This is a genomic window from Ruegeria sp. CL7 (assembly GCF_056536445.1).
Window position 1 is genome coordinate 51,391 of the sequence record NZ_JBQFPQ010000006.1, and the last position, 16,248, is coordinate 67,638.

A 16,248-nucleotide genomic window follows, 5' to 3' on the forward strand; every position below is an offset into this window, starting at 1 on the left:
GAATTGTGGTGAAAACGAGAAGTTCGGTTTCAGTTTAACTCAATTTTTTCAGGTCCGATCGCAACGGCAACAAATGGGAAAGACAGATGAGCAAAACGCCAAACAGCACATCCTTTCCTGTTGCGATGATCGCGGACTCCACATGCGAGGGCAAGATGACCAAAGCACCTGAGGCCAACAATCGTCCGGCGGCTGACTCAACGGACGGAGATCGCAAATCTCAAGTTCAACAATGGATCAAGGGAAAGCTTGGTCGTTGGGCGGGTCGCGGCGCGGCTGGCGGCCTCATGTCCACATTGATGGCCTTGCCTGCCTTGTCACAAGCAACCATCGAAGAGCTTTACGCCTTCCAGTTTGCAGAGACAATTCCGGGTGTGCGCTCCGCCAAGTTGCTGAAAAACGGCGATGTTCTTCTGAAAATGGCTGACAGTCGGACGATGATCGTGGCGGCGGAAAACGTGCAGGTCCTGGACAGCGGCGCAATCATGATCGCAGAAGAGGCGGTTGCTGAAATCGCCCAGTTCAGCGCAGCTGAAGCTGGCGCAGCAGCTGGCGGAATCAGCGGCGCCGGGGCTGCACTGGGCGGCCTCGGGCTGGCTGGTGCAGCTGCCGCTGCGGGTGGAGGTGGCGGCGGCGGCGATTCCCCGGAACCTGTCGCGCCAGAGCCTAAACCCCAACCCCAACCGGAACCGAGCTATACCAGCCTGAACCTGGCCGAACTTCAGGCAACGGCATTGAACAGCGCCCTTACCAATGCTGCCGCACCCGAAGGAACATCGACAGTCGAGGTCACGATAGGTTCGCTTGTCAAAACCGTAACGCCCAACGATGACGGCAGTTGGAGCGTTTCTCTCACGTCGGCCGAAGCCAATGCGCTTCCGCAAGGCGTCTCTACGGTGACAGTCAGGCATCTGGACGATTCAGGCATGGAACTGTCAACCGAATCCGTCAAGTTCGATATTGATACAATTCCTCCAACCCTGTCGATCAGCGGGTTTTCCGATGGCGCTGTTTTGAATTCGATCGAACAGGCAACGGATCTGACGGTCACCGGAACAACCGATGCAGAAGACGGGCAGACCGTTACCGTCTCAATGAACGGGCAAAACTATTCGGGCACGGTATCCAACGGACACTGGAGCGTCACTGTCCCGGCGGCAGACCTCTCGGCCCTTCCTGATGGCGCGACGATTGACGTTACCGCGGATGTTGCCGACGCGGCGGGAAATTCCGCACCACAGGCGAGCGGAAGCTTTGATACTGATTTCACTGCACCAACTGTTTCTCTGGATCCCGTGGCTGGCGGCTCGATAGAACTGATCGACGTAGCCGGCGACCTGGCCTTGACCGGTTCCACCACGGCAGAGGATGGTCAAACCATCTTCGTCACGTTCAACGGACAAGTGCATACAGGCACCGCTTCTGGCGGAAGCTGGAGTGTAACGATCCCCAATTCCGATTTGAGCAGTCTTTCCACCGGAGTGCCGGCATCTGTTCTGGTAGCCGTCGAGGACGTGTCGGGCAATCCGGCAGTACCGCTTCTTGTATCGGTTCCCGTGGACCTGACCGGCCCTTCCATTTCTATATCACCGCTTCCTGTTGGGTCCGTACTGAACGCAGCCGAAGCCGGATCCGACTTGACCATCAGCGGGCTGACGTCAAACGTTGAGGATGGTCAGCAAGTTACTGTAACCCTCGATGGTCAAACATATTCCGGCACAGTATCTGGCGGGGCCTGGAACGTGACTGTGCCAGCTGGGGATCTGGCGTCCTTGTCGGAAGGAGGCAACTTCTCTGTTACCGCAGATGTCGACGACGCCGGTGGCGTCACGGCACCGCAGGCCGCAGTGACATTTTCCAAGGATGTGACCGCGCCGACGCTTAGCATCGACAGTTTCTCGGACGGAGCTGTCATGAACGCATCCGAGAGGGCCACGGATCTTTCCATCTCGGGCAGTACGACAGCTGAAGACGGACAAATTGTAACCGTCAGTCTGAACGGGCAGTCCTATAGCGCAACGGTTTCTGGCGGCAATTGGAGCGTAACCGTACCTGCTTCGGATCTGGCAGGTCTTTCTGACGCGGCGACCGTCACCGTAACCGCGGATGTCTCGGACGCTGCCGGGAATCCGGCCTTGCAAGCGAACAACAGCTTTACCACCGATTTCACGCCACCGACGATCGGAATTTCAACCGTATCCGACGGGGGCGTCATGAACGTCGTTGAACAAGGAACCGACCTGACGGTGTCAGGAACGTCCGATGCGCCCGACGGAACAGTTGTTACCGTCGAAGTCACGCGCGCTGACGGCACTACGGACGTCACCGGAACGGCAACAGTAACCGGGGGTACTTGGACCTATACGGCAACCGTGACAGATTTGTCTGCCCTGCAAGACAACGAGACTTACAATATCAATGCGTCGATCTCGGACGCGACGGGAAACCACAATCAAACCACGACAAGCTTTGCCACTGACTTCACAGCACCTTTAATAACCATAAACAGTCTGCCTGTGGGTGCCGTGTTGGACGTGACCGAAAGGGGCGTGGATCTTGCAATCTCAGGCACGACCACGGCTGAAGATGGCCAGACCGTTTCGGTCACATTCGGCGGGCAAACCTATACTGGCGTCGCATCAAATGGCTCGTGGGCAGTTACCGTTCCAGCAAATGATCTTGGAATGCTCTCTGACGGAACTAGCTATTCCATTTCCGCCACTGTTGACGATCTGGCCGGAAACAGCTCGGCCGCGGCGAACAGCTCACTTTCCACAGATTTTCGCCCCTTGTTGACATTGAACGATGTCGGGGTCAACAATTCGATTGGTCTTGCCGATGCCAAGGCCTCCGGGATTACTATCGGCGGGTCATCGACCGGATTGTCAGTCGGCCAGTCGGTGGATGTCACGTTAAACGGCAGTTCGGTCGGATCTGCAACGGTGGCCGCAGACGGATCCTGGTCGCTGGCTGTCGCAGCGTCCAACTTTTCGGCAGTAGAGGCAGGTGATGGCCTTGTCTTTTCCGCGCAGGCGACAGTTGCGGGTAGACCAGATCCGCTGCCGGTTTCCGAGCAAGCCGTTGCGCACGAACCCGCCGCCTATGTGATTTCTGAAGTTGGGCGCTCGGGATCTACAGTGACGTTCGCAATCTATGCCGAAGCCGACCGCGATATCTCTGGTGGTCTGGCGTTGACGGCAGAGCTCGGATTTGACCCTTCGGTTGTCACCTTCAACTCTGCATCGGTTTCGGAAAACAACGCCTTCGATTTGTTTTTGGCCAGCCCAGGCGCCGGGGGCGCGATGAATTTTGCCGGGGCCGCGACAACCTTTGCAGATCTTTCTCAGCCGCTTGTCACTTTCACGATGACGATCCAGAACTCCAGCCAGCCTATTGAGCTGACAATCAAAACGTCTGATGGCGGACCAACGACAGTGCAGTTTGGCACCAATGGTGATGACACGCTCAACGCTGCGAATACGGACACTATCACGCGCGGCGGTGTCGGCGACGATACCATTGATGTTTCTGCAGCAGGGCGAGACATCGTCGTCTTCGAGGCGGACCCGGCCAGCAATGGTACAGATATTGTGACTGGCTTTACGATTGGCCCGGCTGCGGATGTAACTGACGCACTGATGTTCCGCGGGCTGGACACCAATACGCTCCGCGGTGATGGCACCGGGTTCGAATTGCTTTCCACCGGGGACACGTTGGGCACAAACACCGGATTTGTCGGCCTCAGCACGGTACTCACAGACCTCAACCTCAGCACAATCGAAGCCGCTGTCGAGAGTCTTGCCGGAGCCATGGCGGGCGATGAACTTTACGTGATGGCAACCGACGGAACAAACAGTGTTTTGGTCAAGGTAGATTTCCAGGCGGCGAACGATGCCAGCGTTGAAACCGTGGCCACGTTCCAAGACCTGAGCGATCTGAGCGGCCTGACCGCAGATAACATCCTGCACACCGACCCGACCGGGGCAACGGCCTGATCCAGACCGGCGCACATACAGACGTAATTCAACATCATGAGGCAGTTATGGCACAGAATGGCTTAACTCCGGTCAGTCTTGGACGACATGGTCATCGGTTCTGGCGGCGGTTCACCTCGTTCGATTTCGCAGGGACTATGGCAGATTGCCCTGTGGTCGAAGCAGAAATTCTTCAGGCCGCCGCCACATTTCCAATCACTTTTCGGAAATCTGAACACGGCTTTTACCCAGTGGCTGTTTTGTCCATGCAACCAGACCAGCCTACGCCATTTGTATCAGCACATGGCAAATGGCTGGCGACTTATGTGCCATGCGTCTTGCGCTGTGCTCCGTTTCGGCCACGACTGATTGAATCGGATGGTGACGGCAGTGACGAATTGCTTGTCGACGAAACGGCGGGGCTTATCACTGACAATCCGGAGGACGAGGTATTCTTCGACAAATCTGGGCAATTTGCGCCGGAACTGAAAAAAGTCGCAGCCTTCTTTCGCGCCCTGAAAGAGTCGATGAAATACACAACTCATCTGTGTCGTGTTCTTACTGACATGGGATTGTTTGGTCCGCTTACCTCTTTTCAGGGGGTTGAGTTCCCGTGCGGGCATTTTGGCGTCACGCAGAAAGCCCTGGAGAAAATTCCCCGCGCGCACTTGTCACTGCTTACATCGAATGGGGGTTTGCGACTGATTCACGCTCATCAGATTTCGCTGACCCATAGTATCTGGCTGACACATGCACATGCTCGCTCACATCGAGAAGCTGATGGTTCTCTGACACAACAGACCACCGGTGTTTCAGGGTTCTTGGACGCGTTGGTTGCGGCGCAACAGAAAGAAGAAGCCATGGACCATTGCAGTCAGGAGGGTCATCATGCGTTCCTGTAAAGCAGTGTTGTCCTGGGTTGCGTTCGCTCTGCTTGCAATAGCGTTGTCCGCCTGCACGCCCCCTCCTGATTTGACTCCAGTGGCAGTGTCCTTGGCACCCGGGACCACCGGTGCAGGGGCAGCAAAGCCATCGGCAAAGCTCAGCAGTAGTGCATTCGGGCAACGCGTGCGCCAGGCGGTGGAGACAAGCCCGACACTGGCGCAAAGTAATACCAGGATGGATATCGCATCAGCCAATCAAGATGCAGCGGAAGGCGCATTTCTTCCGCAGATCTCGTTGGGAATAAATGCACGGTCCGAACGGGTCGAATCTGATATTGCAGATGTTTCACCCTATCTGAGAATTTCACAATTGGTTTATGACGGTGGGGCTGCCTCGGGGGATCTGACGGCAGCCCGGGCACGTGTTCTGGAAACACGGGGCGATCAGATTCAGACGGCATCGGCCACGGCGCTGGCCGCCATCGAGACCTATGTGCTTGTCATTGATCAAAGAAAAATACTCCGCATCGCGGCCGACAATGTCTCGGTTCATGAAGAACTGGTGCGTCAGATTTCGGACCGCACAGCGGGCGGCGCCGGTTCAAATGCAGATGTTCTGGCCGCTCAGTCCAGAATGGCAGATGCACGCACAAGACTGGCTGACGCGCGATCACGAACTGATCGGGCCGAAGCGCGGTTTCGAGAAGTGTTCGGGACTTTTCCCGGATCATTGCCCCCTCCTGTACCAGCCCCACCGCTGAATAGAAGTGATGCCCAGGTCGTGATGAACAGCCCTCAGATCCGTAGGGCGGATGCCAGCTTGCTGGCAGCCAAAGCCGAATGGTCGGCCGCTCAGGCACGTCGCAAACCGAACGTTCGGGTCGCCGCATTTGCCAACCAGGATGACACTCGGGATGCAAATTTTGGCGTGGATCTTTCTTTCAACTACGAGCTGGACAGCACCGGCCAACGCCGCGCCGCCATCGCCGCCGCAGAAGCAAAGGTGAAAGAAGCGGAGTTCGCGCGAGAGCAACTGGTTCGCGAAATCATGCGGGAGCTGGGCTTTATTCGATCCGATCAAAAAGCAGGCGCGGAACGGCTGCGCGCGGCCCGTTTTGCGGCAAGTGCCAATGCCGACAGTGTTGCTGCATCCCGCGCACAGTTCTCGATCGGGCGTCGCAGCCTGATCGAAATCCTGGACGCTCAACGCGATTACGTAAATGCGCAAGAACGCCTGATTCTGGCCGAACAGAGTTATTTTCTGACCAACTACGCGGCTCTGAGCCTTACCGGAGACATTCTGGACCTGCTCGGAATTTCGCTTGGCAATTGGAACGAGGTAAAATGAGCACGTTGAAATCAATGTCGGATCGCGCCCGTTTGACATGCTACGAAGCCTGCCTTCTGAATATTGCTGCGACGCTTGAACGCCCTCTGACCCTTGCAACGATCCAGGCGTCGCAGACCGGTTCGGACGGGGATCTGACTGTTCGTGACATCCTCTCGGTGGCGGAAAACACAGGTCTACAGGCGGGCTATGGCGAGCGGCGCATCGCGAGTTTTGACGAAGCATTGGCCCCGGCCTTGTTGCTGATGACCGAAAACAAGGCTGTTGTGTACCATGGCCGCGCAAAAAACGGTGCCTTGCTGATCTATGACCCGGAACTTGGTGAAGGAATCGGCGAAGTTTCAGAAGAACAGCTGGCCAATTCATACACCGGTTTCGCGGTCTTGTTTCGGCGAAATCATACAGATGAACTGGACGCCGGTCACACGGGTAACCGAGGTCATTGGTTTCGCGCGGCGTTGTCCGCCAATCGATGGACTTACATACAGGTTGCTCTCGCTGCGGCTCTGGCAAACCTTCTTGGCTTGTCGACCTCAGTTTTCATCATGGTTGTCTATGATCGCGTGTTGCCCAATGAGGCAATTGAATCGCTTATTGCCTTGACGGCGGGCGTAGCTCTGGCGCTGCTATTTGACTTCGTGCTGAAATTGCTGCGAGCGGCGTTTATCGACAAGGCCGGGCAAAAAGCCGACTTGTTCATGGGGCGGCGAATTTTCGACCACGTTCTGAACATCCAGATGAAGTCACGCGCGGGTTCCACCGGCGCCATGACCAGTACCATCCGTGACTTCGAGACCCTGCGTGAGTTCTTCACATCCGCAACGCTTGTTGCCGTCGTGGATCTGCCGTTCATCGGGTTGTTCGTATTTGTGATTTACCTGGTCGGCGGACAACTGGCATTGGTCCCGGCTCTGGCCGTGCCTGTGGTTCTGCTGACAGGTTTGGCCGTACAGCCGCTTCTGTCGCGCATGGCAGAAAAGAGCCTGTCCGACGGGCAATCCAAACAGTCGGTCCTCGTAGAAGCCGTCTCGGGCCTTGAAACGATAAAGACAACAGCAGCGGGCCGGCAAATGCGTTCCCGATGGGAGCAGGCGATAGAACGACAATCCTCGCACGGTGCTCAGAGCCGGGCCGTTACACAATTTGCTCTCAACCTGACCGGTTTTACGCAACAAGCGGCACAGGTGTTGATCGTATTTTATGGTGTTTTTCTGATCACAGACGGCCAGACCAGCATGGGCGCTTTGGTTGCCTCGGTAATGCTGACAGGGCGGGCCCTGGCACCCTTGGGGCAGTTAGCGCAGACGTTGGCAAGGCTTAACCAAGCCCGAAGTGCATACCGAAATCTCAACGCGCTGATGATGGCGGAAAGCGAACGCCCACTAGGCCGAACATGGGTGAACCGGCCCCATTTCAAAGGAGCGATCGCCTTCAACAACGTGTATTTTTCCTACCCTGACCAAGGGGAAGATACCCTGCAAGGCGTTTCATTCACGATCAAACCGGGTGAAAAAGTGGCGATCCTTGGTCAGATTGGCTGCGGTAAAAGCACCATCGCACGTCTGATGCTGGGATTGTACGCGCCGCGTGTTGGATCTGTTACGTTCGACGGTCTTGATATCCGCCAGATCGATCCTGGCGATCTGCGCCGCAATATCGGATCCGTCTTACAGGACATATGGCTCTTTTCCGGATCAGTCCGGGACAATATCGCAAGCGGTGCAATCCGGCCAAAAGATCACGAACTGATCGAAGCAGGCCGCGCCGCCGGGGTTGAGGATTTCGTGGCCATCCATCCCGGGGGTTACGATCTTCAACTCGCGGAACGCGGCGAAGGCCTCTCTGGCGGACAGCGTCAAGCCATTGCCCTGGCAAGGGCACTAATAGGCCGTCCGCCGGTTCTCTTGCTGGATGAACCAACAAGCGCGATGGATGTCAAAACCGAAGCCCAGGTTATCCAACGTCTGAAAGAATGCACGGCAGAGTCCACCATGGTTGTCATTACACACAGAACCAGCCTGTTGGAGCTTGTTGACAGAGTCATCATCCTTGAACACGGGAAAATCGCGGCGGATGGCCCCAAAAGCATGCTGACGCAACATGTTCGCCGGACAGGGAGGCACCTGAATGTCGCAGCATCCTGATCTGGCCACCCTGGCGCGCGAGATGCAGGGACGCTCTCCTGTTCGGAGTTCCTTGCTGCTTTTGGTGATTTTGCTCTGCCTGATCGCCGCCCTATTGTGGGCGCACCTGACTGAACTGGACGATGTCACGCGCGTGGACGGCCGGATCGTGCCTTCCGGAGACATCCAGCTGATCGAAGCCACCGAGCCCGGCGTATTGCAGTCGTTGCATGTGCGCGAAGGCCAACTGGTCGAAAAAGGTTCTCTGCTTATGGAACTGGAAACAACCCAAATTGACAGTCAGCTCAGTCAGGAACAGCAACGCGCGTTCGGGCTGATGGCGCGCATCCAACGCCTTCGGTCCGAAATTGATGGGACACAACTGGATTTCGATGTTCAACTGATCAACGGCGCGCCTACCGTCGTGCAATCTGAAACTGCACTGTACCAAGGCCGGCGGGCCGAGTTGGAGGCAGAAATAGCCATCTTGGAGCGTCAGCGTCAGCAAAAACAGCGAGAATTTGAGGAAGGCCTGGTCGATCAAGTGACGGCAGAGGAAACCTTGCTGGTCCTGGCTGAAGAAAGGGCGATCATGGCGCCGCTGGTCGAGCGTCAAATGGAGCCTGCAACAACATTGCTTGCGTTGCGGCGGAGTGAAGCCGAATGGCGCGGTCGCAAGGTGCGGGCAGAAGCCGTAACCAACAGATTGCAAACGGGCTTGGACGAAATCGACGATCGAATTCAAGCGGTGCGAAGCCGGTTTCGCAGCGCCGCGCTGACGGACCTGGCGCTTGCCACTGCCGAGCTGGCTGCCTTGCAACCCGCCCTGCCCGCTTTGCGCGACCGGGCCTCAAGGGCGCAGGTTCGGTCTCCGGTACGCGGCATTGTAAACCGGATTCATCGCTCTACCATTGGCGGTCTTGCCCGCAGTGGAGAGGACCTTGTTGAAATCGTGCCGCTGGACGACACATTGCTGGTTGAAGCCTATGTAAAGCCCGAGGACATTGCGTTTCTGCATTCTGGTCAGCCTGTGAAGGTCAAAATCACGGCTTATGATTTTGCACGATACGGAGCGTTGGATGGGGAAATCATCCGCATCGGAGCAGACACGGTCACTCGATCTGAGCGTAATGACGAAGAGGTCTTTGTGGTCGAGATTCGAACCAAAAGCACCATGCTTAATGGGAATGGCATAGCAGTCGAAATCATACCTGGAATGATCGCCGAAGTCGACATTCTGTCGGGTCGCAAAACAGTGCTGGACTATATTCTGCAACCGGTTGTGAAGATAAAGGATCAGGCATTGCGCGAATGAGCGATGGGGCAATTGGGGACAGACGTGTCACTTCCGATACGGAAATCTCGGAGTCAGCAGCTTCAGCACGGAAGGCTCGAAAGGGTCAAACAAACATGGAAAACAACTCATCTGACCAAGTCTCGGCCGGTTGGATCTGCGACTACTTCCAACCGACATCACCCAAGAATATATACCCCGCCCCATAGATCGTCTTGATCAACCGCGGGTTCTTGGGATCTTCTCCCAGCTTGGTGCGCAACCTGGAAATCCGAACGTCCATCGCCCTGTCAAAACTGTCTCCGGCTGCGCCACCCAGGGACTCCTGCATTTGCCCTCTGCTGATCAGCCGCTTGGGGCTTTCCAGAAACAGCCGCAGGACTTCCCCCTCTGCATGGCTGAAAGGCGTTTCGTCACCTGATTCACTTTCAAGGACGTATCGGTCAAAATGTGCGGTCCAGCCGTTGAATTCCGCCGTATCCGAATGAGAGGTCTGAGTGCGAGGTGTTCTTAATCTTGCCCTGATCCGCGCCACGACTTCCGCAGGGTCAAACGGTTTTGTAATATAATCGTCTGCCCCAAGTTCCAGCCCCGTAACACGGTCCTGCACCTGCGCGCGCCCCGAAATGATGATCACTGCCGCGCCTTGTTCCAACGCCAGACGATGAACCAACGCCAGCCCATCCGTATCCGGCAATGACAGGTCGACCAGACAGACATCGGGCGTCACACGGTTGAGCGCAGCCTCGAACTCTCGTGCGCGGGAAAAACTCTGCGTACGGAAACCGGCATCCTCCAGAGCGTCCGTCAGGATGCGCCGGATTTCGGGTTCGTCGTCGAGGATGGTAACTAGCGGTTGCGTCATCAGGCGGCCTCGGTTTGGATCAGGGCTGACAATTGAGCCTGCGAAAACGGTTTACGCAACACCGGGGCCAACGCAAGGGCGCGCTGGTACAACGGGTCCGAACTGGGCAGCGACGTCATAAGGATACATGGCAATCCCGGCTTCACCTGCCGCAAAATGTCCAGACCGGTACCACTTCCTTCGAGACGGATATCGGACAGGACAAGAGAAATGTCTTCAACGCTGTTAATCAACGCCAGCGCCTCATCTACCGAATTGGCCTCGATGACGGCGAAGCCCAGCTCTACCAGCATATCCCGAAACTGCCCCCGCAAATCTTCGCTGTCTTCGACCAGAAGTACCAGACCGTCTTGCACGGGCGGAGCTGGCCGATAGGGCAACCGCAAAACGACGGACGCGCCTGATACCGTGTTCTTGAGATTCAGATCGCCCCCGGCCAGCTTGACAGTGTCATACACCATGGGCAGACCAAGCCCCGACCCGTCGCTTCCCTTGGTGGTAAAGAACGGGTTCAGCGCCTTTTCCAGCGCCTCTGGAGTAAAGCCCGGGCCAGTGTCCGATACGGTGATTTCAACCCAGATTTCTCCGATGGTATGCGCGCTGATTGTAATCTGACCCGAACTGCCGCAGGCATCCCGCGCATTCAGCACTAGGTTCAGCAACGCATCCTGCACCATTCCCGGGTCCAGCATCAAAGCCCGGTCGGGCAAAGTGTTGACCACCGACAAACCGACGCCGCGCGGCAAGGAAGGCGAGGCCAATATTCTCAGGTCTTCCAACAGCGCCTTCATGTCCGTGGCCTGAGGATGTGGCGTTCGGTTCCCGGTCATATCCGCAATCCGGTTCAGCAATTGCCCACCCCGACGCGCCGTTTGCTGTGTCGCGGCAACCAGCTCATGTGCTTCATCCGACAGGTCCATTTTGTTCAGTTTGGACTGCATCCCAAGGATGATCGTCAGCAAGTTGGAGAAGTCATGGGCCAATCCACTGGTCATCTGGGCGGCCATAGCCCGCCGACGCGTTTGCTGCAAAACGACGCGCGCCTGCGTTTCTTCGGTGATATCAACCGACATTACATAGACGCCACCGGCGTCATCGGGCGTGAATGAAACGCGGATACGGCGGGAATCCTGATCCTCGGTGAACTCGAATACGGAGGTTTCTCCGTCATATGCTTTTGCCAGATGCGCTTTGACCCGCCGATACGCGGCGGCACCAAGAGCTTCGGATATGTGAAGCCCAAGAACCTCCGACGGACGTCCGGGAAGGACCGCGCTCAAACGGCGGTTGGAGTAGTCATATCGACCAGTGCTATCCAAATGCGCGATATGAGCCGGCATCATTTCGGTCATCATGCGTGTGCGGGCTTCGATTTCGGTCAGCTCGCGTTTGGCCTCTTCCAATGCCTTGATCGTGGCCGCAAGCTTTCGGTTGGTTGCAGACAGTTCTTCGGCGTGGCCGAGTAATTGTTCCGACAATTCTTCCGATCGCGCCCGCAGCAGGTTTTCTGCACGCCGGGTGCCGGTAATGTCAGTGTAAACCGCAACCCATCCGCCCTGTGGCAACGGCGCGCCTTCTATCGAGATAACCTGCCCGTTGGGCCTTACGCGTTCCATGTAATGAGGCTCGAAAGCCAAAGCCTGCTCGACGCGCAGGTTCACCATTTTTTCCACACTTTCTTCGTCACCGTATTCGCCACGGCTGGCGAGAAAATGGATGGTATCCCGAAACAAGGCTCCGCGTTCGACCAGCTCGTCCGGCAGGTCGAACATTTCCTTGAACCGACGATTGCTCAGCACCAGTTTCAGGTTGCTGTCATAGATCGAAAGCGCCTGACCGATGAGATTCAGTCCGGCAGTCGTCATCGCCTTTATGCGCTGTTCGGTGATGTCCAGGTTCGTCTTCTCCACGCCCCATGGGTACCATCAGAATTGATGCGCCGGTAGTGGAATTGATGAACGACAAAACTTCTCATGCAACTTCCATGATCTAACTGAAAAGAGCGCGAAAGCGTGCAGTAATCCTAATATCTGGAACGGGACTTCGCGCCTTCGGAAGTGATGGAGTGCAACGACAAGGTATGATCCATGTTTCGCATCCGATGGCGCAGCATCTGTCTGCCCAACCGGGCAAGATCAGCCGCAAACGCGGGGTTATCCGCAAGGTTTTCGAATTCTCCTTGTCCCTGGTGATCAAACAGGATCGGCGGCAGGTCGGCTGCAAATTCGATCAACGTGAATCGTTCGTCCCGCAATATTCCCAGACAGGAATCACTGTTGCCCGTTCCCAACCGCCGCTGCCAGAGGGTCGGTTCTTCGGGTTCCGAAAAATCCAGCTCGCTGAAGGAATAGCTGCGCCAATCACCGGGAACGTCGCCTTGCAACAAGGGCAACAAAGACCTGCCATCCATGGCGTTTGGAACAGTCTGCCCAATCCAATCAAGGATAGTCGGCGTGACATCAATCGACTCGGTAGGAACGGTCACTTTCGCGCCGGCCATGGCCTCGTTCCCCGGCAGACGTATCATCAACGGTGTGTGATAGGCCGCGTCGTACACAGTCATTTTGCCCCAGCTGTACCTGTCGCCCAGCATTTCGCCATGATCAGCCGTTATGACCAGCATGGTATCGTCGTATTGCCCACTGTCCTTGAGATACTGAACGACGCGCCCGATATGGTGATCGACCTCGGTCGCCAATCCCAGATAAACGGCGCGCAAAGTGCGGATGTTTTCATCCGTTGGCTCAACGTCAGCAAAGCCATGAACGAACTTTTCTGCCGTATAAGCGTCCAGCTTTGGTCCGAAAAACGGATGCAGTGCCTTTTCAGCGGCTTCGCTTGGCAGGCGTTTCGGCAGAGGGATTTCCGCCGGATCGTACATGTCGTTATACGGGGCAGGCGCAACCAAAGGCGGATGAGGACGGATGTAAGTCAGATGAGCAAACCATCCCTCGCCTTGATGAGGTTCAATCCCGTCCAGAAACGCATCGGTCAGGAAGGCTGTGTCGCTGTGTTCTGCCCGATACATGGCCGGGTCGTTCAGCTTGGGCGTTTGACCATCCGGTGAGACAGGCTTGTAAACATCCCAATATGTATCGAACGTATAGCCATTTTTCATTAAATATGATCGCCAGGGGTATGACTCTTCCAGGCGCATTTCGACAACTTCAAGGAACCCGTTCATCGATTGCTCGTAAGATTTGAGCACGGGATCGTTGGGATCATGGACTCGGGGATCGGCAGAGGTATCGGTGTACCCGAACAGCATCGGCATATAACCCGCCTTTCGCATTTCCGTGGCCATGTTCGGCGTGTCATGACGCAGCGGAGTACCATTTCGCACGGAACGGTGGTTCATCGCGTATTGGCCGGTCAAAATCGATGCGCGGGATGGCCCACAGGGATTGGTGACAGAGAAGTGGCGCGTAAAACTTACCGCCTCGTCCATGAAAGCCCGAAGGTTCGGTAGCTGCACGTGCTCGGCCAGAGCGCCATTCAGGCAATCTGCCCTCAATTGATCGATGATGATGAACAGAACGTTCTTGGCGTGATGCATACCGACTTCTCCGAATTCCGCACCCAGGGTTCCGCAGCGGAATGTGTCCCGCTTCCGTTTTTCGCGCAACCGATTAGTCGAACAGCCCTGCGTTTTCTTTTCCGGCCTGACTTGAGCCGAGAAAAGTAACACCCCTGTTTACAGTTACGCTTGCTTCAACTCATGGTCCGGCGTGACGCCAAGGCCATCCTGTGCGGCAAAAACCACGTCAAAGGGCACAAAGTCATTGCAGGCATTGAATGTTTTACTTCACATGGCACCATGACGCAGCCAACGATCACATCAGAGCGCGACGCCAGCGGCAATCAAGTGCGCATTTCTGGTGAGTTGCTCACACAATCCCTGCAAACCGTGGAGCGTGATTTTGCTGCGGTCCAACCTTGCGGGGGCAAAGTCGTTATTGACCTGTCCGGTATAGAAGCATTGGATACGGGCGGAGCCTGGCTGGTTGCGGACCTGGGCCGGAGGTTCACGTCAATCGGTGCCACGCTGGAGTTTCAAGGTGTGAAACCCGCACATGCGACACTGATAGACACGGTGACACGCAGCATCCCGGACAAACCTGGCAAGCTTGAGGACCCTCGTGGATTTCTGGACTGGGTCGCACATGTGGGTCAGGGCACATTCGGAGCCTGGAAGGATACCCTGTCGATTCTCGAATTTCTGGGCCTCACCCTGCACCGCTTGTTTCGGACCCTGGTCATGCCGTGGCGTCTGCGCAAAGCGGCCCTTGTCACTCATATGGAGGAAACCGGGGTCAAAGCCCTTCCCATCGTGGCCCTGATGGGTTTTCTGATCGGTGTCGTGCTGGCCTTTCAGGGTGCGACACAACTGAAACAGTTCGGGGCCGAGATCTTCGTGGTCGAACTGATTTCAATCTCGATTCTGCGAGAGCTGGGAATTTTGCTGACCGCGATTATTGTTGCCGGCCGCTCGGGTTCGGCATTCACGGCCTCGATCGGTTCGATGAAAGTACAGGAAGAGATCGACGCCATGCGGACGCTGGGCCTTGACCCGATCGAGGTTCTTGTCATTCCACGTGTTTTGGCGTTGCTGATCATGCTGCCCATTCTTGGCTTTGTCGCAGATGTTGCCGGCCTCTTCGGCGGCGCGCTGATGAGCTGGATCGATCTGGGCGTAAGCCCTGGCATGTTTGTCACCCGTTTGAAAGAAAACACCGATGTCTGGCAACTTGCGGTTGGGTTGATCAAGGCACCATTCTTTGCGCTGGTCATCGGGGTCACAGCATGCTGGCAGGCCTTGCAGGTCAAAGGGTCGGCCCAGAGTGTGGGGCAGCGTACAACAGCCTCGGTTGTGCAATCCATTTTCATGGTGATTGCAATCGACGCATTGTTTTCGATTTTCTTTTCCGAAATCGGAATCTGACATGAACGATAGCACGCAACACGAAACGGAACAGAACGCAGCGCAGCGTGACGCCGTGATCCGCGTTCGCGGTCTCAGAAACCAATTCGGAACGCAGGTGGTTCATGACGATCTGAACCTTGATGTCTGGCGCGGCGAGGTTCTGGGCATTGTTGGCGGGTCCGGAACCGGAAAATCCGTCTTGCTACGTACAATTGTGGGTCTGAACAAACCTGCTGCTGGCAGTATAGAAGTGTTGGGAGTGGATGTCCTGAACGGTCCCGAAGAGGAACGCCGCAGGATCGAACGCCACTGGGGCGTGGCCTTTCAAGACGGTGCGCTGTTTTCATCGCTGACCGTATTGCAAAACGTGATGGCCCCACTGCGAGAACATACGGGCATCAGTGAAAAACTGATGGAATCTCTGGGTGCGTTGAAGATCAGCCTTGTGGGTCTGCCCCAGCTGAGTTGCGGCAAATTTCCATCGGAGCTGTCAGGCGGCATGCGAAAGCGCGCGGCGCTTGCACGGGCACTGGCGCTTGATCCCGAAATCGTTTTTCTGGATGAACCGACTGCCGGATTAGACCCGATTGGCGCGGCTGCGTATGATGAGTTGATCGGCGAATTGCAGCAGGCACTTGGGTTGACTGTTTTCATGGTCACCCATGATCTGGACAGCCTTTACGCCATCTGTGACCGAATTGCAGTGCTTGCAGAAAAACGCGTGCTGGTTGAAGGTCCGATTGAGGATATGACCAAAGTGGATCATCCTTGGGTGCAGGAATATTTCACAGGCCCCCGCGCCCGCGCGGCGCAACAGAAGGGTCAGGACAGGTAAA

Annotated in this window: 10 protein-coding genes; 7 read left to right on the forward strand and 3 right to left on the reverse strand. The window is 56.2% G+C overall.

Features of this window, described 5'->3' with window-relative positions; translation table 11 throughout:
* The first annotated feature begins 86 nt into the window (after window positions 1-86).
* Genes ACR0LI_RS14905 through ACR0LI_RS14925 form a run of 5 tightly spaced genes read left to right on the forward strand, consistent with a single transcriptional unit; the run spans window position 87 to window position 9,644 of the window.
* Window positions 87-3,995, forward strand: coding sequence for an Ig-like domain-containing protein (locus ACR0LI_RS14905; RefSeq protein WP_480718758.1), 3,909 nt, complete (start codon window positions 87-89; stop codon window positions 3,993-3,995).
* 47 nt (window positions 3,996-4,042) lie between these two features.
* A complete protein-coding gene (locus tag ACR0LI_RS14910) occupies window positions 4,043-4,876 on the forward strand; it encodes a SapC family protein (protein ID WP_171724551.1) in 834 nt (277 codons plus the stop codon).
* Window positions 4,863-6,206: a TolC family protein gene (locus ACR0LI_RS14915; RefSeq protein ID WP_480491030.1), complete on the forward strand. Its 1,344-nt coding sequence runs from the start codon at window positions 4,863-4,865 to the stop codon at window positions 6,204-6,206. Before ACR0LI_RS14910 ends, ACR0LI_RS14915 begins: the two co-directional genes overlap by 14 nt.
* Window positions 6,203-8,350, forward strand: a complete 2,148-nt coding sequence (locus tag ACR0LI_RS14920; RefSeq protein ID WP_480718759.1) for a type I secretion system permease/ATPase — start codon at window positions 6,203-6,205, stop codon at window positions 8,348-8,350. Before ACR0LI_RS14915 ends, ACR0LI_RS14920 begins: the two co-directional genes overlap by 4 nt.
* Window positions 8,334-9,644: an HlyD family type I secretion periplasmic adaptor subunit gene (locus tag ACR0LI_RS14925; protein ID WP_480718760.1), complete on the forward strand. Its 1,311-nt coding sequence runs from the start codon at window positions 8,334-8,336 to the stop codon at window positions 9,642-9,644. Before ACR0LI_RS14920 ends, ACR0LI_RS14925 begins: the two co-directional genes overlap by 17 nt.
* Before the next feature lie 142 nt (window positions 9,645-9,786).
* Here ACR0LI_RS14925 and ACR0LI_RS14930 read toward each other — a convergent pair whose 3' ends face one another.
* The 3 genes from ACR0LI_RS14930 to ACR0LI_RS14940 all read right to left on the reverse strand — a co-directional run bounded on the left by ACR0LI_RS14930 (window position 9,787) and on the right by ACR0LI_RS14940 (window position 14,044).
* Window positions 9,787-10,488: a response regulator transcription factor gene (locus ACR0LI_RS14930; protein ID WP_152460491.1), complete on the reverse strand. Its 702-nt coding sequence runs from the start codon at window positions 10,486-10,488 to the stop codon at window positions 9,787-9,789.
* A complete protein-coding gene (locus ACR0LI_RS14935; protein ID WP_480621117.1) occupies window positions 10,488-12,353 on the reverse strand; it encodes a PAS-domain containing protein in 1,866 nt (621 codons plus the stop codon). The genes ACR0LI_RS14930 and ACR0LI_RS14935 overlap by 1 nt, the downstream gene beginning before the upstream one ends.
* A 158-nt stretch (window positions 12,354-12,511) precedes the next feature.
* Window positions 12,512-14,044, reverse strand: a complete 1,533-nt coding sequence (locus tag ACR0LI_RS14940) for an alkaline phosphatase family protein (protein ID WP_480718761.1) — start codon at window positions 14,042-14,044, stop codon at window positions 12,512-12,514.
* Between the two features lie 261 nt (window positions 14,045-14,305).
* Between ACR0LI_RS14940 and ACR0LI_RS14945 the strand changes: the two genes are divergently transcribed.
* Window positions 14,306-15,430, forward strand: coding sequence for an ABC transporter permease (locus ACR0LI_RS14945; protein WP_171724555.1), 1,125 nt, complete (start codon window positions 14,306-14,308; stop codon window positions 15,428-15,430).
* Between the two features lies 1 nt (window position 15,431).
* Window positions 15,432-16,247, forward strand: coding sequence for an ABC transporter ATP-binding protein (locus ACR0LI_RS14950; protein ID WP_171636362.1), 816 nt, complete (start codon window positions 15,432-15,434; stop codon window positions 16,245-16,247).
* Window position 16,248: the final 1 nt, after the last annotated feature.

Coding starts and splice junctions, on each gene's coding strand:
- ACR0LI_RS14940 (WP_480718761.1), bottom strand. CDS start 14,044: ATGCATCACGCCAAGAACGTTCTGTTCATCATCATCGATCAATTGAGG.
- ACR0LI_RS14905 (WP_480718758.1), top strand. CDS start 87: ATGAGCAAAACGCCAAACAGCACATCCTTTCCTGTTGCGATGATCGCG.
- ACR0LI_RS14950 (WP_171636362.1), top strand. CDS start 15,432: ATGAACGATAGCACGCAACACGAAACGGAACAGAACGCAGCGCAGCGT.
- ACR0LI_RS14920 (WP_480718759.1), top strand. CDS start 6,203: ATGAGCACGTTGAAATCAATGTCGGATCGCGCCCGTTTGACATGCTAC.
- ACR0LI_RS14945 (WP_171724555.1), top strand. CDS start 14,306: ATGACGCAGCCAACGATCACATCAGAGCGCGACGCCAGCGGCAATCAA.
- ACR0LI_RS14910 (WP_171724551.1), top strand. CDS start 4,043: ATGGCACAGAATGGCTTAACTCCGGTCAGTCTTGGACGACATGGTCAT.
- ACR0LI_RS14930 (WP_152460491.1), bottom strand. CDS start 10,488: ATGACGCAACCGCTAGTTACCATCCTCGACGACGAACCCGAAATCCGG.
- ACR0LI_RS14915 (WP_480491030.1), top strand. CDS start 4,863: ATGCGTTCCTGTAAAGCAGTGTTGTCCTGGGTTGCGTTCGCTCTGCTT.
- ACR0LI_RS14925 (WP_480718760.1), top strand. CDS start 8,334: ATGTCGCAGCATCCTGATCTGGCCACCCTGGCGCGCGAGATGCAGGGA.
- ACR0LI_RS14935 (WP_480621117.1), bottom strand. CDS start 12,353: ATGACGACTGCCGGACTGAATCTCATCGGTCAGGCGCTTTCGATCTAT.